This is a genomic window from Salipiger mucosus DSM 16094 (genome assembly GCF_000442255.1).
GTDB lineage: Bacteria > Pseudomonadota > Alphaproteobacteria > Rhodobacterales > Rhodobacteraceae > Salipiger > Salipiger mucosus.
The window spans coordinates 1,040,139-1,059,223 of record NZ_KE557273.1; the positions used below are offsets into that span (position 1 = coordinate 1,040,139).

General features: G+C 69.3%; 19 protein-coding genes and 1 pseudogene. 15 read left to right on the forward strand and 5 right to left on the reverse strand.

The window, feature by feature from the left end; genetic code table 11:
* The first annotated feature begins 64 nt into the window (after positions 1-64).
* The 8 genes from SALMUC_RS05215 (at position 65) to SALMUC_RS05245 (ending at position 6,353) form a co-directional block, all read left to right on the forward strand.
* On the forward strand, positions 65-1,597 hold the full coding sequence (locus SALMUC_RS05215; RefSeq protein WP_020040903.1) for an acyl-CoA carboxylase subunit beta: 1,533 nt from the start codon (positions 65-67) through the stop codon (positions 1,595-1,597).
* Positions 1,598-1,620: 23 nt separating this feature from the next.
* Entirely contained in the window at positions 1,621-1,959 is a 339-nt protein-coding gene (locus SALMUC_RS05220) for a hypothetical protein (RefSeq protein ID WP_020040904.1), read from the forward strand.
* Positions 1,956-2,384 carry a DUF6497 family protein gene (locus SALMUC_RS05225; RefSeq protein ID WP_020040905.1) on the forward strand — a complete coding sequence of 143 codons (429 nt, stop codon included), beginning with the start codon at positions 1,956-1,958 and terminating at the stop codon, positions 2,382-2,384. Before SALMUC_RS05220 ends, SALMUC_RS05225 begins: the two co-directional genes overlap by 4 nt.
* Positions 2,385-2,598: 214 nt before the next feature.
* A complete protein-coding gene (locus SALMUC_RS30290) occupies positions 2,599-2,742 on the forward strand; it encodes a hypothetical protein (RefSeq protein WP_020040906.1) in 144 nt (47 codons plus the stop codon).
* Between the two features lie 189 nt (positions 2,743-2,931).
* On the forward strand, positions 2,932-3,234 hold the full coding sequence (locus SALMUC_RS05230; protein WP_020040907.1) for a hypothetical protein: 303 nt from the start codon (positions 2,932-2,934) through the stop codon (positions 3,232-3,234).
* A gap of 60 nt (positions 3,235-3,294) precedes the next feature.
* The gene (locus tag SALMUC_RS05235) at positions 3,295-3,657 is read left to right on the forward strand and encodes a hypothetical protein (RefSeq protein WP_020040908.1); all 363 of its coding nucleotides are present in this window, start codon (positions 3,295-3,297) and stop codon (positions 3,655-3,657) included.
* Positions 3,658-4,009: 352 nt separating this feature from the next.
* The gene (locus tag SALMUC_RS05240) at positions 4,010-4,219 is read left to right on the forward strand and encodes a hypothetical protein (protein WP_020040909.1); all 210 of its coding nucleotides are present in this window, start codon (positions 4,010-4,012) and stop codon (positions 4,217-4,219) included.
* Positions 4,220-4,352: 133 nt separating this feature from the next.
* Positions 4,353-6,353: an acetyl-CoA carboxylase biotin carboxylase subunit gene (locus tag SALMUC_RS05245; protein ID WP_020040910.1), complete on the forward strand. Its 2,001-nt coding sequence runs from the start codon at positions 4,353-4,355 to the stop codon at positions 6,351-6,353.
* Between the two features lie 54 nt (positions 6,354-6,407).
* Here the strand turns inward: SALMUC_RS05245 and SALMUC_RS05250 are convergent, their stop codons facing one another.
* Positions 6,408-6,887 carry a DUF4174 domain-containing protein gene (locus SALMUC_RS05250; protein WP_020040911.1) on the reverse strand — a complete coding sequence of 160 codons (480 nt, stop codon included), beginning with the start codon at positions 6,885-6,887 and terminating at the stop codon, positions 6,408-6,410.
* A 109-nt stretch (positions 6,888-6,996) separates the two neighbouring features.
* Here SALMUC_RS05250 and SALMUC_RS05255 point away from each other — a divergent pair, with 109 nt between their 5' ends.
* The 7 genes from SALMUC_RS05255 (at position 6,997) to SALMUC_RS05285 (ending at position 13,437) form a co-directional block, all read left to right on the forward strand.
* The gene (locus SALMUC_RS05255) at positions 6,997-7,959 is read left to right on the forward strand and encodes a hypothetical protein (RefSeq protein ID WP_245584662.1); all 963 of its coding nucleotides are present in this window, start codon (positions 6,997-6,999) and stop codon (positions 7,957-7,959) included.
* A complete protein-coding gene (gene scpA, locus SALMUC_RS05260) occupies positions 7,922-10,060 on the forward strand; it encodes a methylmalonyl-CoA mutase (RefSeq protein WP_020040913.1) in 2,139 nt (712 codons plus the stop codon). The genes SALMUC_RS05255 and scpA overlap by 38 nt, the downstream gene beginning before the upstream one ends.
* Positions 10,061-10,155: 95 nt before the next feature.
* Positions 10,156-10,773: a VOC family protein gene (locus tag SALMUC_RS05265; protein WP_020040914.1), complete on the forward strand. Its 618-nt coding sequence runs from the start codon at positions 10,156-10,158 to the stop codon at positions 10,771-10,773.
* Entirely contained in the window at positions 10,770-11,261 is a 492-nt protein-coding gene (locus tag SALMUC_RS05270) for a GNAT family N-acetyltransferase (protein ID WP_020040915.1), read from the forward strand. Before SALMUC_RS05265 ends, SALMUC_RS05270 begins: the two co-directional genes overlap by 4 nt.
* Before the next feature lie 31 nt (positions 11,262-11,292).
* Positions 11,293-11,976: a molecular chaperone DjiA gene (locus tag SALMUC_RS05275; protein ID WP_020040916.1), complete on the forward strand. Its 684-nt coding sequence runs from the start codon at positions 11,293-11,295 to the stop codon at positions 11,974-11,976.
* A gap of 6 nt (positions 11,977-11,982) precedes the next feature.
* Positions 11,983-12,984: an endonuclease/exonuclease/phosphatase family protein gene (locus SALMUC_RS05280; protein ID WP_020040917.1), complete on the forward strand. Its 1,002-nt coding sequence runs from the start codon at positions 11,983-11,985 to the stop codon at positions 12,982-12,984.
* A gap of 39 nt (positions 12,985-13,023) precedes the next feature.
* Positions 13,024-13,437, forward strand: coding sequence for a hypothetical protein (locus SALMUC_RS05285; protein ID WP_020040918.1), 414 nt, complete (start codon positions 13,024-13,026; stop codon positions 13,435-13,437).
* 30 nt (positions 13,438-13,467) lie between these two features.
* Here the strand turns inward: SALMUC_RS05285 and SALMUC_RS05290 are convergent, their stop codons facing one another.
* The 4 genes and pseudogenes from SALMUC_RS05290 to SALMUC_RS30295 form a co-directional block, all read right to left on the reverse strand.
* Positions 13,468-15,018 (reverse strand): Ppx/GppA family phosphatase, encoded by a 1,551-nt coding sequence (locus SALMUC_RS05290; protein WP_037371214.1) that lies wholly within the window; start codon positions 15,016-15,018, stop codon positions 13,468-13,470.
* Positions 15,019-15,100: 82 nt separating this feature from the next.
* A complete protein-coding gene (locus SALMUC_RS05295) occupies positions 15,101-16,399 on the reverse strand; it encodes a flagellin N-terminal helical domain-containing protein (protein WP_020040920.1) in 1,299 nt (432 codons plus the stop codon).
* A gap of 221 nt (positions 16,400-16,620) precedes the next feature.
* Positions 16,621-18,792: an RNA degradosome polyphosphate kinase gene (locus SALMUC_RS05300; protein ID WP_037371216.1), complete on the reverse strand. Its 2,172-nt coding sequence runs from the start codon at positions 18,790-18,792 to the stop codon at positions 16,621-16,623.
* A gap of 84 nt (positions 18,793-18,876) precedes the next feature.
* Positions 18,877-19,085 (reverse strand): annotated as a pseudogene (locus SALMUC_RS30295) (uroporphyrinogen-III C-methyltransferase); the annotation flags it as partial.

Sequence of the window (19,085 nt, forward strand, 5' to 3'; positions counted from 1 at the left end):
TGCCGAATTTGACTTGAGCGACCGGGTGTCCCCTGTATGGTCCCGGCAAACGAGAGGGACGGACATGAAAGACATCCTGCACGAACTCGAGACGCGCCGGTCGGGTGCCCGTCTTGGCGGCGGCCAGAAGCGGATCGACACCCAGCACGCCAAGGGCAAGCTGACCGCCCGCGAGCGGATCGAGCTGCTTCTCGACGAGGGCACCTTCGAGGAATACGACATGTTCGTCGCCCACCGCTGCACCGATTTCGGGATGGAGAAGAACCGTCCCTACGGCGACGGCGTGGTGACCGGCTGGGGCACGATCAACGGCCGCATGGTCTATGTCTTCAGCCAGGACTTCACCGTGCTCGGCGGGTCGGTCAGCGCGACCCACGCGCAGAAGATCGTCAAGATCATGGACATGGCGGTGCAGAACGGCGCCCCGGTGATCGGCCTCAACGACTCGGGCGGCGCGCGCATCCAGGAGGGCGTCGATTCGCTCGCCGGCTACGCCGAGATCTTCCAGCGCAACATCGAGGCCTCGGGCGTGATCCCGCAGATCTCGGTCATCATGGGCCCCTGCGCCGGCGGCGCGGTCTACAGCCCCGCCATGACCGACTTCATCTTCATGGTGAAGGACAGCTCCTACATGTTCGTCACCGGCCCCGACGTGGTGAAGACGGTGACCAACGAGGTCGTCACCGCCGAGGAACTGGGCGGCGCCGTGACCCACACCCGCAAGTCCTCGGTCGCAGACGCCGCCTTCGAGAACGACGTCGAGGCGCTGGCGGAGGTGCGGCGCCTGGTCGACTTCCTGCCGCTCAACAACCGCGAGAAGCCGCCGGTGCGGCCGTTCTTCGACAACGTCGACCGCGTCGAGACCAGCCTCGACACGATCATCCCCGAGAACGCGAACCAGCCCTACGACATGAAGGAGCTGATCCTGAAGGTCGCGGACGAGGGCGATTTCTACGAGATCCAGGAAGAGCACGCCAAGAACATCGTCACCGGCTTCATCCGGCTCGAGGGCCAGACCGTCGGCGTCGTGGCCAACCAGCCGATGGTGCTCGCGGGCTGCCTCGACATCGACAGCTCCAAGAAGGCCGCGCGGTTCGTGCGCTTCTGCGACTGCTTCGAGATCCCGATCCTGACCTTCGTCGACGTGCCGGGCTTCCTGCCGGGCACCGGCCAGGAATACGGCGGCGTCATCAAGCACGGCGCCAAGCTGCTCTTCGCCTACGGCGAGGCGACGGTGCCCAAGGTCACGGTCATCACCCGCAAGGCCTATGGCGGCGCCTATGACGTGATGAGCTCCAAGCACCTGCGCGGCGACGTGAACTACGCCTGGCCCACGGCCGAGATCGCGGTCATGGGCGCCAAGGGCGCGACCGAGATCATCCACCGCGCCGACCTCGGCGACCCCGAGAAGATCGCCAAGCACACCGCCGACTACGAGGACCGTTTCGCCAATCCCTTCGTGGCGGCCGAGCGGGGCTTCATCGACGAGGTGATCCAGCCGCGCTCGACCCGGCGCCGGGTCAGCCGGGCCTTCGCGATGCTGCGCAACAAGAAGCTCAGCAATCCGTGGAAGAAGCACGACAACATCCCGCTGTGATCGGCAGGGCCGGGGGAGGACGGATGCGCCGCAACGGCTGGCATACGGTCTGGCAGGGCGACACGCTGGTGCACGCCCGCCGCTGGCCCGCGCGCTTCGACCTCGCGGTCGAGGCGCGGCTGCCGGCCGTCGCCCGCCCGGAGCGCCTCGCCCGGCAGGTCCGCCAGGATGTCTGGCGCGCGCTGCGCGATCTGCGCGGCTTTGCACCTTGCATAGAGGTCGCACCCCAGGAGGAGGGGGTGCGGCTGCGCGCGGGCGGGGAGGCGCCCGCGCGCTTTGATAAGGCCACCGCCGAGACCCGCATCCGGGCGGTGCTCGAGAACGGCGCGACCCGCGCCCGCTGGCTGCGGTGCGCGTCATGAATCGCGTCGCCTCTGCCCTGGGCCTGCTGGCCTGCGCCTTCCCACCGGCGGCCCACGGCGCCGAGGAGGACGGGGCCGACGAAGGCGGACTTGCCGCCTTCAAGGCGCCCTCGGGCATGGAGGTGACACTGCAGGAAACCTTCTGGGATGACCCCGGACGCGGAGCCGTCTACCGATTCCGTTTCGTCGCGCCCGGACTCGCCGCAGGCGAGGACTCGGACCTCGACAGCCTCGCCGGAGACATGACCGCGCTGTGCGAGGACATCGCCGTTCCGGCGATCCGGAATGCCGAACCGGCGGCTTTCCGCGTGGTGATTTCGCTGATGGCCGAGCCGGTGCCCTTCGGCGAATCCACGCCGGGCGTGCGGCAGGTCTTCGAGAGCTACAGCCTCGAGGATGGTCGCTGCATCTGGGAGGTTTTCTGATGCGCGCACAATATCTTGCGGGGAATCGCGCAGATGTGATGCGCAATGAGGCTTTCGCGTCACAGGGCGACGGATCGCATGCGATGCGATACCATTCGCTCTGCAACTCCGATATGCTGACAAACGGTTGCACCCAAGCAATCGTTACCTCAGAACGGGGACAGGCAGGGCCGACAGGTTCTGTCGGTTTCGTTGAACCTGACAGGAGAAAGAGATGTCCAAGAGCATCAAACTTCTTGCCATGCTGGGTCTGGTCGCAGGCGTGTCCGCTTGCGCCGGTCAGCAGGAAGAGGAATTCGTTGTGGTCGATCCCGAGCCGATCAGCACCGAGCCGGAATTCACCGGTAAGTACAAGTAATCGACTTTCGGGACGGGCCTTCGGGTCCGTCCCGATCCCCCGCCGGCGCCCCGGCCGGCCGGGACCGGCGGCGACGGCGGAAATTGACCCGCGTCAACGCATTATCCCCGGAACTTCGCATCATCGTTCGTTCGGCGCCGCAACGCGCGCCGGCTTTGAGAACCTCGCGATTTCCAGGGAGCCATCCAGATGTTCAACCGTATTCTCCTGGCGGGCGCCGTGGCGCTTGGCGCCCTCGCGGGCTGCGCGCAGCCCGAGCCCGTCGTCATCGGGCCGGAGCCCGTCGCCGACAAGTACGGCGCGCTCCACTGCCCCGGGGCCTATGTCCTCCAGGGCGATGTCTGCGTGCCGCTCGACACCGCCATGCCGCCTTCGGGCAACGGCATGGACGGGGTGGAGCCCGGCACGGCCGACGCGGGCGGCATGCAGAACCGGACCCGCAACACCAACCAGAACACGAACCAGACCCGCAACACCTACGAGGGCGGCTGACGCGCGGCTGAGGCCGGACTCGGCCCGCGCCGCCCCGGGGCGCGGGCAGGAGGACCGGCCATGATGAAGCATCGCGGCTTCCCCGGGCGGATGCCCGGGTCCGACTACCAATTCACCATCCGCCGGGCGAATCCGCGCGGCGTGACCCCCATCGTGCGGCGCGAGCGCTACCGCGACCGCAAGCCCGTGGACCGTCGCGCGGACCTGATGTTCATGGCCGCGCTCTGGGAGCACTTCGGCACCGAGCCCTTCGAGCGCGGCAACCTCGACGCCGGGCGTCTGAGCTGGCTCTTCGGGCGCGAGGTCCTGGCCTGGGACGACCCTTTCGACCCCGAAAGCTATGACGCGATGCTCGTCATCGACGAAGATGCGGCGCGCGCCTCCTTCCCCGATGCCTTCAACGGGAACGCGGAATGGGCCTGATTGCACAACCTTTGGGCGAGTTGCGGCGAAAGCCTGCCGATCCAGGCGGGAATTGCCTTTCGCGCTTTCCATCGGCCGGCACCCGCGCCAGCGTGGAGACGTTGCGCGTCGGCGTCGTCCCTGCGTCGGCGCGCGGAGAAAACCCTTCCCCTTCCCCTGACGGGCGGTTCGGCGCTTGCACGCGCGGGCCGTCCGTCTTTTCTCCGCGCCGCGACGCGGTTCGGCGGATCGCCGCCCGGCACCGGCAAGGCATTGCCGGTTCCCGCGAATTTGGCGACGGGTCATGGAACCTGCCGCGTTTTGGGGGTGTTGTCCCAGCGACATCACCCACGGAACACAGGGAGTATCCTTCATGGGCAAGCATGCAATCCGTCTCGCCGCCGTCCTCGGTCTCGCCGCAGTCGCGGCCTGCGAAAGCTCGGACCTGCCGCGCGCCGGTCTCGGCGCCGGTGCAGGCTACCTCGTCGACCGCGCGAGCGGCGGTGACGGCACCGTCGGCGCGGCCGTCGGCGCGACCGCAGGCACCGTCTGCGACGACGTCACGCCGCAGTTCTGCAACTGATGATCTGATCGCCGCGCCCGCCGCGGCGCGACGACTGCTGACAGGCCATCGGGGCGCTTTCGCCCCGGTGGCCTTTTTGCGTTCGCCCGGCGCCCTGGCGCTGCGGGCCAATCGATAACGGAAAGGGACACAGATGTTCGACAAGATCCTGATCGCCAACCGGGGCGAGATTGCCTGCCGGGTGATCAAGACGGCGAAGAAGATGGGTATCAGGACGGTGGCCGTCCATTCCGAGGCCGACAAGCACGCGCTGCACGTCGAGATGGCCGACGAGGCGGTGCACATCGGCCCGCCGCCCGCGAACCAGTCCTACATCGTGATCGACAAGATCATGCAGGCGATCAAGGACAGCGGCGCCCAGGCCGTGCACCCTGGCTACGGCTTCCTGTCGGAGAACCCGAAATTCGCCGATGCGCTCGAGGCCGCCGGCGTCGCCTTCATCGGACCGCCCAAGGGCGCGATCGAGGCGATGGGCGACAAGATCACCTCGAAGAAGCTGGCCAAAGAGGCGGGCGTGAACACCGTGCCGGGCTACATGGGCCTGATCGAGGACGCCGAGGAGGCGGTGAAGATCAGCCAGGAGATCGGCTACCCGGTCATGCTCAAGGCATCGGCCGGCGGCGGCGGCAAGGGCATGCGCATCGCCTGGAACGACGAGGAGGCGCGCGAGGGCTTCCAGTCGTCCAAGAACGAGGCGGCCAACAGCTTCGGCGACGACCGCATCTTCATCGAGAAGTTCGTCACCCAGCCGCGCCACATCGAGATCCAGGTCCTCTGCGACGCGCACGGCAACGGCATCTACCTGAACGAGCGCGAATGCTCGATCCAGCGCCGGAACCAGAAGGTCGTCGAAGAGGCGCCGAGCCCCTTCCTCGACCCCGAGACACGCAAGGCCATGGGCGAGCAGGCGGTCGCGCTGGCCAAGGCTGTGGACTACACCAGCGCCGGCACCGTCGAATTCATCGTCGACGGCGACAAGAACTTCTACTTCCTCGAGATGAACACCCGCCTGCAGGTGGAGCATCCGGTGACCGAGCTCATCACCGGCATCGACCTCGTGGAACAGATGATCCGCGTCGCCAACGGCGAGGCGCTGACGATCACGCAGGACGACGTGGGCATCAACGGCTGGGCCATCGAGAACCGCCTCTATGCCGAGGATCCCTACCGCAACTTCCTGCCCTCCATCGGCCGGCTGACCCGCTACCGCCCGCCGGAAGAGGGCAAGCTGGGCGATGGCATCGTGCGCAACGACACCGGCGTCTACGAGGGCGGCGAGATCTCGATGTACTACGACCCGATGATCGCCAAGCTCTGCACCTGGGGCCACACCCGCGGCGAGGCGCTCGAGACCATGCGCAACGCGCTCGACAGCTTCGAGGTCGAGGGCATCGGCCACAACCTGCCGTTCCTCGCCGCCGTGATGGATCACCCGCGCTTCATCTCGGGCGAGATCACCACCGCCTTCATCGCCGAGGAATACCCCGAGGGCTTCAGCGGCGTCGAACTGGGCGAGGACACGCTGCGCGACATCGCCGCCGCCTGTGCCGCGATGAACCGCGTGGCCGAGATCCGGCGCGCGCGCATCTCCGGCACGCTCGACAACCACGAGCGCAAGGTCGGCGAGGCCTGGAACGTCTACCTGCAGGACCAGAGCTTCGACGTCAGCATCGACGCCGACCGCGAGGGCTCGACCGTGACCTTCGCCGACGGCGACACTGTGCGCGTCAACGGCAGCTGGACGCCGGGCGACACGCTCGCGCGGATGGAGGTGAACGGCCGTCCGCTGGTGCTCAAGGTCGGCAAGATATCGGGCGGCTTCCGCATCCGCTCGCGCGGGGCGGACCTCAAGGTCCACGTGCGCAGCCCGCGCCACGCCGAACTCGCGCTGCACATGCCCGAGAAAATGCCGCCGGACACCTCCAAGATGCTGCTCTGCCCGATGCCGGGCCTCGTGGTGAAGATCAACGTGGCCGAGGGCGACGAGGTGCAGGAGGGCCAGGCGCTCTGCACCGTCGAGGCGATGAAGATGGAGAACATCCTGCGCGCCGAGCGCCAGGGCACCGTCAAGAAGCTCAACGCGGGTCCGGGCGACAGCCTCGCCGTGGACGATGTCATCATGGAGTTCGAGTGATCCGATGACCCTGTGGCGGCTCATACAGGCAGGGGCGGCGCGCGGCGCCGCCCGTCACTGCGTGGGCTGCTCGGGCTCGGGCTGGCGCAGGGTGTCTCGGCGGTCGCGCACCTCCTGCTGGCGCAGCGGCTGCTTGTCGATCGAGCGCGAGATCTCGCGCACGTCCCACGGGGCGGGCTTGCGGATGATCACCGTGCCGTCCTTGGCCAGCAGCACGAACATGAATCCGCGCGGGCGCAGCTCGCGCCGGATCGGTGACCGCGCCGAGGGATCGGTGTCGGTTAGCACCACCACGTCGCGGTCCACCAGCGCGTCCAGCCGCTCGGTGATGAGCTGCATCTGCTGGACGTATCGCGGGTCGGCCGGGTTGTCGGCGAAGACCACCAGCGGCCGCGCGATCCAGAGGAAATCCTCCAGCGTGGCTTCGCCCGCCGGGCGGATGGCCTCGTCGGTGGCGGTGGTGTCCTGCGCGCGGAGCGGAAGCGCCGCGATTGCGAAAAATCCAAGGAGTCCAAGGGCGAGCCAGCGTATCATGCACCCAGATATAGGGGTGGCGGAGGGCTCTGGACAGGGTTTCCTTGCCTCGGCGCGGGAAAAGGTCGCGGTTAACCGGATCGTGATGGAGGCTCGGCGATGATGGCGGATGTCATCCACAGCGGAGCTGCCCGGCATGGACGTGATCCTGCATCTCGGGGCCCATCGCACGGGCTCGACCACCTTCCAGTGCTACATGCGCGGCGCCGATGCGCGTCTCGCGGGGCAGGGGATCGGCTTCTGGGGCCCGCGCCGCACGCGCGACGGCCTGCTGCACGACCTCATCGTGCCCTCGGCGCGGCGGGGCGCCGCGCAGCGGGCCACGGGCCGCTTGCGGCTGGCGCGGACCACCAGCGAACGGCGCGGGCTGCAGGCGCTGGTCATCAGCGACGAGAACGTCATCGGCACGATGCGCGCCTGCCTGCGGCGGCGCCGGCTCTATCCCGAGGCGGGGCCACGGGGGGCACGGCTGGCGGCGGGCCTCCGGCCCGTGCGGCGCGCGGTGCTCTCGATCCGCTCGCCGGAATACTGGTGGGCCTCGGCGCTGGCGCACCTGCTGGGCCGCGGCGTGCCGGTGCCCGAGGCGCGCCTGATCGACGAGATCCTCGCGCCCGAGCGCAGCTGGCGGCAGGTCGTGGCCGAGGTGGCCAGGGCACTGCCGGAGGCCGAGCTGATCGTGGTCCCGGCGGAACGCTTCGCCCCGCGCCCCGATGCGCTGCTGCGCATCGCCACGCAGGCGCAGGCGGTGCCCATGCTGCCGCCGGGCGGCATCCGGGCCAACCGCAGCCCGGACCTGCCGGCGCTGCGCGCCCTGCTGACCGAGCTGGGCGAACACCCCGCGCAGCTTCCGCCGGGCGAGGGGCGATGGATGCCCTTCACCCCGGCGCAGGCGGCGCAACTCAGGGAACGATATGCCGACGACCTGTTCTGGCTGCGCGCCGGGGCGAACGGTCTCGCACGGCTGGAGGAAGACCCGGAACCGCTGACGGACAGGCTCACCTGGCCGCCGGTTCTCAAGGAGAGAGGACGAGACGATGACAGCCAAGAAGGACGATTGGCGCAAACTCGCTGAAAAGGACCTGCGCGGGCGCCCGCTGGAGGACCTGAACTGGCAGACGCTCGAGGGCATCGAGGTGCAGCCGCTCTACACCGCCGAGGATGTCGAGGGGCTGCCGCATCTCGACGAGATGCCGGGGTTCGAGCCCTTCACCCGCGGCGTGCGCGCCACGATGTACACCGGCCGCCCCTGGACCATCCGGCAATACGCCGGCTTCTCCACGGCCGAGGAATCGAACGCCTTCTACCGCAAGGCGCTGGCGGCGGGGCAGCAGGGCGTCTCGGTGGCCTTCGACCTCGCGACGCACCGCGGCTACGACAGCGACCACCCCCGCGTGGTGGGGGACGTGGGCAAGGCCGGCGTCGCCATCGACAGCGTCGAGGACACCAAGATCCTCTTCGACGGCATCCCGCTCGACCAGGTCTCGGTCTCGATGACCATGAACGGCGCGGTGATCCCGGTGCTGGCGAACTTCATCGTCACGGGCGAGGAGCAGGGCCACGACAAGTCGGTGCTCTCGGGGACCATCCAGAACGACATCCTCAAGGAGTTCATGGTCCGCAACACCTACATCTACCCGCCCGAGCCCTCGATGCGGATCATCTCGGACATCATCGAGTATACCTCGACCGAGATGCCGCGCTTCAACTCGATCTCGATCTCCGGCTACCACATGCAGGAGGCGGGCGCGAACCTCGTGCAGGAGCTGGCCTTCACCCTCGCCGACGGCAAGGAATACGTGAAGACGGCCGTCGACGCGGGCATGGACATCGACAAGTTCGCCGGCCGGCTGTCCTTCTTCTTCGCCATCGGCAAGAACTTCTTCATGGAGATCGCCAAGCTGCGCGCGGCGCGCATGCTGTGGTCGCGCATCATGACCGAGCTCGGCGCGCAGAACCCGCGCTCCAAGATGCTGCGCACCCACTGCCAGACCTCGGGCGTGTCGCTGGCCGAGCAGGACCCCTACAACAACGTCGTTCGCACCGCCTACGAGGCGATGTCGGCGGTCCTCGGCGGCACCCAGTCGCTGCACACCAACGCGCTGGACGAGGCGATGGCGCTGCCGTCGGAGTTCTCGGCGCGCATCGCCCGCAACACCCAGCTCATCCTCCAGGAAGAGACCGGCGTGACCAAGGTCGTCGACCCGATGGCCGGCTCCTACTACGTCGAGAAGCTGACGGCGGACCTTGCCGAAAAGGCCTGGGCGCTGATCGAGGAGGTCGACGAGATGGGCGGCATGACCAAGGCCGTCGCCTCGGGTATGCCCAAGCTGCGCATCGAGGAGACCGCGGCGCGTCGCCAGGCCGACATCGACCGCGGCGACGACGTGATCGTGGGCGTCAACAAGTATCGCCTCGAGAAGGAGGACGATCTCGACATCCTCGACATCGACAACGCCAAGGTGCGCGACGGGCAGGTCAAGGCGCTGGAACGCATCCGCGCCAATCGCGACCAGGCCGCCTGCGACGCCGCGCTGGGCGAACTTGAACGCCGGGCGAACGAGGGCGGCAACCTGCTCGAGGCTGCCGTCGAAGCCGCCCGCGCGAGGGCCACTGTCGGAGAGATCAGCATGGCAATGGAAAAGGTGTTCGGCCGCCACCGGGCCGAGGTCAAGACGCTCGCGGGCGTCTACGGCGCCGCCTACGAGGGCGACGAGGGCTTTGCCGCGATCCAGAAATCGGTCGAGGACTTCGCCGAGGAGGAGGGCCGCCGCCCGCGCATGCTGGTGGTCAAGATGGGCCAGGACGGCCACGACCGCGGCGCCAAGGTGATCGCGACGGCCTTTGCCGACATCGGCTTCGACGTCGACGTGGGCCCGCTCTTCCAGACCCCGGCCGAGGCCGCGCAGGATGCCATCGACAACGACGTGCACATCGTGGGCATCTCGAGCCAGGCCGCCGGCCACAAGACGCTGGCGCCGCAGCTGATCCAGGCGCTCAAGGACGAGGGCGCCGAGGACATCATCGTGATCTGCGGCGGGGTGATCCCGCACCAGGATTACGAGTTCCTGCAAAAGGCCGGCGTCAAGGCGATCTTCGGGCCGGGCACCAACATCCCCGAGGCGGCGCAGGACATCCTGCGGCTCATTCGCGAGGCCCGAAAGCAGCCCGCCTGAGCCGGGCGGCCACAGACCCGTGCGCCGCGGCATTTTCCGTTTGCAGCGCGCGGGCCAGGCACTAACGTCGTCCGGAAGACATTCGGACGGGGTGAATGACGCTGGAACTGGACCATGTCGCCGTGCTCGGCGAAACGCTCGAAGAGGCCGCGGCCCATGCCGAGGCGGCGCTCGGTTGTCCGATGCTGCCCGGCGGGGTGCATCCCCGCTACGGCACGCACAACCGGCTGCTCGGGCTGGGCGAGGGCCTCTACATCGAGGCCATCGCCATCGACCCGGCCGCACCGCCGCCGGATCACGCGCGCTGGTTCGGGCTCGATGACTTTTCCGGTCCCGCGCGGCTCGACAAGTGGGTCTGCCACGTTCCCGACATGACCAAGGCGCTCGAGGCGCTGCCGATGGCGGGAACGCCCGTCCAGCTCGCGCGGGGGAACCTGCGCTGGCTCATGGCCGTGCCCGAGGACGGACATCTGCCCTACGACGGGCTCTTTCCGGCGCTGATCGAATGGCAGAGCCCGGTGCCGCCGGGCTCGGCGCTGCCCGCCGCCGGGCCGCGCCTCGAGCGGCTCATCGTCGCCCACCCCGAGGCAGAGGCGCTCGAGGCGCTGCTTGCCCCGCATCTCGACGCGCCGCTCGTCTCGTTCGAAACCGCGCCGCGTCCCGGCCTGCGCGCCGAGCTCACCACGCCGCACGGGCGGCGCGTGCTGCAATGATCCTGCGCCCCGCGCGGGAGGCAGACGCCGAGGCCATCGCCGCCATCTGGAACCCGCTCATCGAAGGGACCGCCGTGACCTTCACCACCGCGCCCAAGACGCCCGAGGGCCTGCGCGCCGACATCGCCGCGCGGGGCGCCGCCTTCCAGGTGGCCGAGGAGGGCGGCGCGCTGCTGGGCTTCGCCACCTACTTCCAGTTCCGCGGCGGTCCGGGCTACGCGCGCACCATGGAGCACTCGGTCCAGCTCGCCCCCGAGGCGCGGGGCCGCGGTATCGGCCGCGCGCTCATGGCGGCGCTCGAGGCCGAGGCCCGCGCGCAGGGCGTGCATTCCATGTTCGCGGGCGTCTCGGGCGAGAATCCCGCGGGCCGCGCCTTCCACGCCGCCCTGGGCTACCGCGAGGTCGCGCGCCTGCCCGAGGTCGGGCACAAGTTCGGCCGCTGGATGGACCTTTTGCTGATGCAGAAAATTCTCGGAATGTCGCACTGACAGCGGCGACCACCACGCGTAAGCTGCCCCCATGTCGATCTGGACCCGCATCACCGAAGCGCTCTCCGCGCTCGCCAAGGGCGAAGGGCTCACCGCCGTCTTCGAGCGGCTGCGCCGTCCGCCCGAGCGCACCGTGGCCTTCACCATCGCCGTCATCGCGCTCTCCGCGAAGATGGCCAAGGCCGACGGCCGCGTCACCCGCAACGAGGTCGCGGCCTTCCGCGAGGTCTTCTACATCGCCCCCGAGGACGAGGCGGCGGCGGCGCGGGTCTTCAATCTCGCGCGGCAGGACGTCGCCGGCTACGAGGAATACGCCCGCCGCGTCCGCCGCATGTTCGCGGACCGCAGCGCGCCGCTCTCGGACCTGATGGAGGGGCTCTTCTACATCGCGGTGGCCGACGGCGACTACCACCCCGACGAGGACCAGTTCCTCGAGCGGGTGGCGCGCATCTTCGGCATCGCCGAGCCCGAGTTCCGCGCCCTGCGCGCCCGCTTCGTGCCCGACGCCGCGCCCGATCCCTACACCGTGCTGGGCGTCACGCCCGACATGCCGCTGGCCGAGATCCGCCGTGCCTGGCGCAAGCAGGTGCGCGACAGCCACCCCGACGTGATGCAGGCGCGCGGCGTGCCCGAGGAGGCGGTCAAGCTCTCCGAGCGGCGGCTCATCGACATCAACCGCGCCTGGGAAGAGATCTCGGCGCGCCAGACCGCCTGAGCGCGGGTGCGGCTCGCGACCTACAACGTCGAGTGGTTCGACTCGCTCTTCAACGACGCGGGCGAGCTGCTGGCCGACGGCGGCTGGTCCTCGCGTCACGACATCACCCGCCTGCAGCAGACCGAGGCGCTGGGCATCGTCTTCACCGCGCTCGAGGCCGACGCGGTGATGATCATCGAGGCGCCCGACACCAATTCGCGCCGCGCCACCACCCGCGCGCTGCTGACCTTCGCCAAGGCCTTCGACCTGCGCACGAAGGAGGTCCTGACCGGCTTCACCAATGACACGCAGCAGGAGATCGCGCTGCTCTACGATCCGGCGGTGCTGACCTGCCGCCACGTGCCGGGCGGCTCGGAACGCGCGCCGCGCTTCGACCGCGAGTTCCGCATCGACCTCGACATCGACGCCACCGAGGACCGCGTCGTCTTTTCCAAGCCCCCGCTCGAGGTCGAGGCGATCACCGCCTCGGGGCAGGTGCTCTACCTGATCGGCGCGCACCTGAAGTCCAAGGCCCCGCGCGGCGCCCGCGGCCGCGACCAGGTCATGCGGCTGGCCATTGCCAACCGCCGCAAGCAGCTCGCCCAGGCGATCTGGCTGCGCCGCCGGGTCGAGACCCTGCTCGACGCGGGCGAGAGCCTCATGGTGATGGGCGATCTCAACGACGGTCCCGGTCTCGACGAATACGAGGACCTCTTCGGCCGCAGCTCGGTCGAGATCGTGCTGGGCGACGGCGGCGTGCCGCTGCACGACCCGCACGCCCAGGCCGCGCTGCACGCCAAGTTCGGCCCGCAGCCAACCACGGCGCGCTTCTACCTGGCCGATCAGCAGCACTACATGCAGGCCATGCTCGACTACATCATGGTCTCGCCCGACCTGCGCGCGCGCGAGCCACGCTGGCGCATCTGGCATCCCTTCGACGACCCGGCCTGCTGGCACACGCCCGAGCTGCACCGCGCGCTGCTGGATGCCTCGGACCACTTCCCGGTGACGATCGACATCGACCTGTGAGGTCTTGTCGCGGGGCCGGCGGCACCCGATATCATGGGGATGAGACAGCCCATCGCCATCGCCCTTGCCGCCAGCCTGTTCGCCGCGCCGCTTCCGGCGCAGGACATGGCCCCCGGAGACGCCCCCGAAGAGACCGCCCCCGAGGAGGACGGCCGCAGCCTCATGAAGCGCGGCGCCGACCTGTTCTTCCGCGGCCTGAAGGACGAACTCGACCCCGCCCTGCGCGAGCTGCAGGACATGGCCCGCGAGATCGAACCGGCGCTTCGCAGCTTCTCCGAGGAGATGGGCCCGGCGCTGCGCGACCTTATGGACGACGTGCAGGACTGGTCGAAATATCACCCGCCCGAGATGCTGCCCAACGGCGACATCATCCTCCGCCGGAAGGACCCGCTCGAGGAGCCCCTGCCCGGCGACGAGCACATGACGGACGAAGGCGAGGGGATCGACCTCTAGGGCAGGGGCCCCGGCCCACGGGGCCGGACCTCACCCTTCGGTCTTCACCTCGACGCCATCGGCGCTCATGGCGCGGGCGAGCGCGTTCAGCCGCGACTCGGCCACCTCGCCGTAGAGCGGCGAGGCCTCCTCGGTCAGGAACAGCGTCAGCTTACGCGCCGCGCTGTCCCACTCCAGCCGCGCGCCCTCGCGCGAGGTGTCGGACATCCACAGCATCGAGCCAAAGCGCATCGCCTTGCCCAGCACCTCGGCCTCGCGCTGCTGGTCCTCGTCGATGAGCGCGTAGAAATCGTCGAACCGGGTGCCGTCGCGCTTGTTCTTGTAACGGTGCAGCAGCGCCAGCCCGAGGAACACGCGCTCGCCATGCGTGAGCCCGCCAAGGTTGGCGCGCGTGGCGTTGTCGAAGCAGGTCTGCGCCCGGTAGTCGGGATGCGCGCGCCAGCTCACGTCGTGCAGCAGGCAGGCGGCCTTCACCAGCCGCAGCCGCGACGGATCCGCCCCGGGAAAGAGCGGCAGCACGAAACTGTAGAGCTTCTTGCCGAAGCCCGGGCGCCGCGCGTCCTTGGCCTCGGAAAAGCGCGAGGCCTCGATCAGCGGGTCGCGGTCGCGCAGCTGCTGCGGCATCTGTTCGTAGAGCAGCCCCTCGCGGATGCCGTAGGAGGAAATCGCGATCTCCGACGGCTCGAAGGCCGCCAGCAGCTCTTTCAGCACCTCGCCCGCGTAGGGCACGAGGCTCATCCGCGCCGAGGAGAGCGAACAGGCGCTGCGCAACTCGTCGGGGTCCGACTTCTCGATGAATTTCAGCGTGTCCAGCACGGCGGCCGCGTCCATGCGATACTCGTGCAGGACATGCAGGGGGTAGGCGCGCCGCTCCATGTCGATGCGGGCGATGGCGCGCCACGAGCCGCCCACGAGGAACAGCCGCTTGCCGGTCGTCTGCAGCGTCTCGGCGAGGCCCTTCATGGTCTTGCGTATGTATTTCTCGCGCGCCTTCTTGCCGCCCTCGAGGTCCATGAACCGCCAGGGGCCCAGCTGCGAGGTCACGCGGCGGCCCACCTGTCCGGCCTTGACCTGCGCCAGCTCCATCGACGAGCCGCCGATGTCGCACACGAGCCCATCGGCGCCCGGCCAGCCCAGCAGCACACCCTGCGCCGAGAGCCGCGCCTCCTCCTCGCCGTCGATGACCCAGATCCGCAGGCCGGTCTCCTGCTCGATCTCCGAACGGAAGGCGGGGCCGTCCTCGGCCTCGCGCATGGCGGCGGTGGCGACGGCGGTGAGCGGCGGCAGCTCCATGCCGCGCGCCAGCGCCTGGAAGCGCTTCAGCGCGGCCATGGCGCGGGTCTTGCCCTCGGGGTTCAGGCGCCCCGTCTCGGGCATCCCGGCGCCGAGGCCGCACATGATCTTCTCGTTGTAGAAATACGCCGGGCTGCGGGCGGCGCCGTCGAAGACGACCAGCCGCACCGAGTTCGATCCGATGTCCACGACACCCACGCGTGACAGGCGCCGCGCCTGCGGATCCTCGAAGATCGGGCGTCCGAAGAGCCCGCCGTCGCCCTGGGCGGAGTCGCTGGTTCCGTCCATCATTGGTCCCCGGCCTTGGTTGCGAGGTGCTTAGCACGGCCTTGGCGCGGGGGGGAAGGGGTCTTGATTGGACCGCCGCGGCCTAGCGGAAGAGCCCCAGAAGCGCCCCGGGTGCGCTGTTGGCGATCGACAGCGCCTGCACGGCCAGCTGTTGCTGGACCTGCAGCGCCTGCAGGCGGGCCGAGGCCTCCTCGAGATCGGTGTCCACGAGCGTGCCGATTCCGGCCCGCAGCGAGTCGCTCAGCCCGCTCACGAAGTCCGCCTGCGTCTCCAGCCGCCGCTGGTCCGAGCCGAATTCGGCCGAGACCTCGATACCCACGCCGATCAGGCTCTCGATCTGGCCAAGCCCCAGCGCCGCGCCCTCGGCGGTCGTCACGTCGAGCTCGGCCAGCATCTCGAGGCCGCCGCCGATGGTGTTGCCCGCATCCGCGTCCAGCCGGTTCAGGCTCACCGCGATCCGGTCGCTGCCGTCGGTCACCTCCGAGCTCAGGCGCAGCCCGCCGCCGGTGGCCGTGATCGCCAGCACATCCGCATCGCGCCCGTTGCCAAGCGCATAGGCCTCCCACCGCCGCGCCAGCGCGCGGGCCACGTCGCCCGCGGTATCGCCGTCGCGCGCGACATAGCCCAGCGAGCCCGCCGCCATTTCGCCCTGCGTCTGCGCGGCGGCGGCGGTGGTCCGCCAGTCGGCCTGGTCGAAGCTCGACCCGTCCGCATCGGTGCCGAAGACCGAAAGCGAAAAGGCCGTGCCCGCCGTGATCGCTTCCCCGGCCAGGTCGATCGTGCCGGTCCGCGTGTCGTTCAGCGTCACGCTCGCGACCCCGGCGGCATAGGTGCCGCCCGTCGCCGCGATCTGCGAGGCCCCGGTGCCGAGGTCGCGCTTGCGGATCGTCACATGCGCGGGCTCGACGCCCGCGCTGCCCCGGTCCAGCCCGCCAAGGATCGCGACCGAGCCGGTCCCGGCGCCCGCCTCGCGGTTCTCGAGCAGGTTCAGCCCGTTGAACTGCGCCATGCCCACCACCGCGCCGATCTGGTCGCGCAGCGCGTCGACGTCGTTCTGGATCTTCGCGCGGTCGACGTTCTGCTCCTGCGCGGTGACGACCTTGCCCTTGATCTCGGTCAGCAGGTCCGTGACCGTCTCCGAGGCCCGCCGCGCCACCGAGAGCGTCGCATCCCCCAGCGCCAGCGACTCCGACACCCGCCGGAAGCCCGCCACGTCGGCCTCCATCGTCTTGGCGATGGCCCAGACGGCGGCGTTGTCGCCCGGGCGCGCGACCTTGCGGCCGGTGGCGATCTCGGCCTGCGTGGTCTCGATCTCGCCGCCGATGCTGCGCAGCGTCTGCAGGGCCGTCATGGCCCCCTCGTTGGTCAGGATGCTCGACATGGATGTGTCGCCTTTCGGGTTGCGAAGGCGCGGTTCTGCGCGACGGACGCCGCCCAAGCGGCGGCGTTTACGGCATTTTGACGTTACGGGCCCATGGTGGCGCCCGTGCCGCCACGTGATGCGGCGCGGGCGTTAACCTGTCGTCAAACCCTTGCGCCAATCTTCAGGCCCCGTGGCATCCGCGGGGTCATTTTGCGGCAATTTCGTGGCGCCCTCCGGGATCAGTCCGCGTGCGTCAGCTTCGGCACATCCGCCGCCCCGGCCGAGCCGCGCCCGGAGAGCGAGGGGTTTTCCATGAAGAAGCGGTGGCAGTTGAAGGCGAACTCGCCCTCCGGCACCGGGTGCCGCACGAACCGCCCCGAGGGCTCCATCACCCAGCTCTGCGCCGTGTCGGCAAGGTTCGCCGCCATGATCTGGCTCACGATCTGCGCCTTCACCGTCGGGTTCGAGATCTCGACCCCGGTCTCGATCCGCCGGTTCAGGTTGCGCCCCATCCAGTCGGCCGAGGACATGAAGACCCGCGCCTTGTCGTGCGGCAGCCCGTGGCCGTTGCCGAAACAGATGATCCGCGAATGCTCGAGGAAACGGCCCACGATGGACTTCACCCGGATGTTGTCCGACAGCCCCTTGATCCCCGGCCGCAGCCCGCAGATGCCCCGGATCACGCAATCGATCTTCACCCCCGCCTGGCTCGCGGCGTAGAGCGCGTCGATCATGTCGGGCTCGATCAGCGAGTTCATCTTGAGCCAGATCTGCGCCGGGCGGCCCTTGCGCGCATGCTCGGCCTCGGCCGCGATCAGCTCAAGCATCTTGGGCTTGAGCGTGTGGGGCGAGATCACGAGGTTCTCCAGCCCCTCCGGCATGGCGTAGCCCGAGAGGTAGTTGAAGACCTTGGTCGCATCCCGCCCCAGCGCGGTATCGCAGGTGAAGAACGACAGGTCGGTATAGATCTTGGCCGTGATCGGGTGGTAGTTGCCCGTGCCGTAGTGGGTGTAGGTGACCAGCCTGTCGCCCTCGCGCCGCACCACGGTCGAGATCTTGGCGTGCGTCTTCCAGTCGAGAAAGCCGTAGACCACGTGCGCGCCCGAGCGTTCCAGCCGCCGCGACTGGCGGATGTTCGCGGCCTCGTCGAAGCGCGCCTTCAGCTCCACCAGCGCGGTGACCGACTTGCCCTCCTCGGCGGCCTCGCAGAGCGCCGCGACGATGGGCGAGTTCTTGGAGGTCCGGTAGAGCGTCTGCTTGATCGCCACCACGTCCGGGTCCAGCGCCGCCTGGTTGAGGAACCGCACCACCATGTCGAAGGTCTCGTAGGGGTGGTGCAGCAGCATGTCCTTCTGCGCGATGGCGGCGAACATGTCGCCCTCGTGGTCCTGCACCCGCTCCGGCACGCGCGGCGTGAAGGTGGTCCAGAGCAGGTCGGGCCGGTCCTCCAGTACCAGTTCCTTGGTGTCGGCCATGCCGATCATCCCGTCGAGCTCGATCACCTCGTCCTCGGTGACGTGAAGCTCGCGCATGACGATCTCGCGCAGCGCCTTGGGCGCGCCCGCCGTCACCGTGAGGCGCACGACCTCGCCCCGGCGGCGGCGCTTCAGCGCCACCTCGAACTCGCGCACGAGGTCCTCGGCCTCTTCCTCGACCTCGAGATCGCTGTCGCGCAGCACGCGGAAGCCGAAGTGATCCTTCACCCGGTAGCCGGGGAACAGCTTCTCGATGTGCAGCAGCAGCACGTCCTCGAGGTAGATGAACCTGTGCGTGCCGTCCTCTGCGGGCAGCTTCATGAAGCGGTCGATCTGGTGCGGGATCGGCAGCAGCGCGTTGCGCGTGCGCCGGTCGCGCTTGCGCTCCAGCGTGATCGCGAGGCAGTAGCCCATGTTCGCGATGAACGGGAAAGGGTGCGCCGGGTCGATCGCCAGCGGCGAGAGCACCGGGAAGACCCGCGTCAGGAAGGCCTCCTCGAGGTAGCTCTTGTCGTCCCCGGTCAGCTCGTCCAGCGGCACGATGTCGATGCCCTGCGCGGCCATCAGGTCCTCGAGCTCGTGCAGCACCTTCTGCTGGTGCGCCATCAGCCGGCGCGCGTCGGCGTCGATCTCGATCAGCTGCTGCGCGGGCGTCAGCCCGTCGGCGGCGGGCGTGGTGTTGCCCGCATGGGCCAGCTCGCGCAGGCCCGCGACGCGCACGGTGTAGAACTCGTCGAGGTTGCCCGCCGAGATCGACAGGAAACGCACGCGCTCCAGCAGCGGCACGCGCGGGTTCTCGGCCTCTTCCAGCACGCGCCAGTTGAAGCCGAGCCAGCTCAGCTCGCGGTTGAAGAAGCGGCCCGGTCCCGTGACGTCCATGTCCTCGGGAGCCTGGGCCTCGGGCAGCGGGGCTGTGAGAAAGTCGGCGAGGGTCATGGAGGCCATATGCGCAACCTTTGCAACATCTTCGTGACGATCCTTGTCGCAGGTTTGCCCGGGCCGGCGCAAGCGTCGCGGCCGTCAGGCCGCCGGGCGCGCCCGCCCGGCCAACTCGGCCGCCAGCGACTTGGGATAGCGCACGAAGAGCACCGCGGGGCTGGCCAGTCCCTCGCGCGCCAGCGTCTCCTGCAGGGTGCCCAGCGTGCAGCTGGCGCGGCGCTCCTGCGGGGTGCTCGCGGCGCTGACGATCTCGGCGGGGCAGGCGGCCGGGGCGCCGGCGGCCAGCAGGT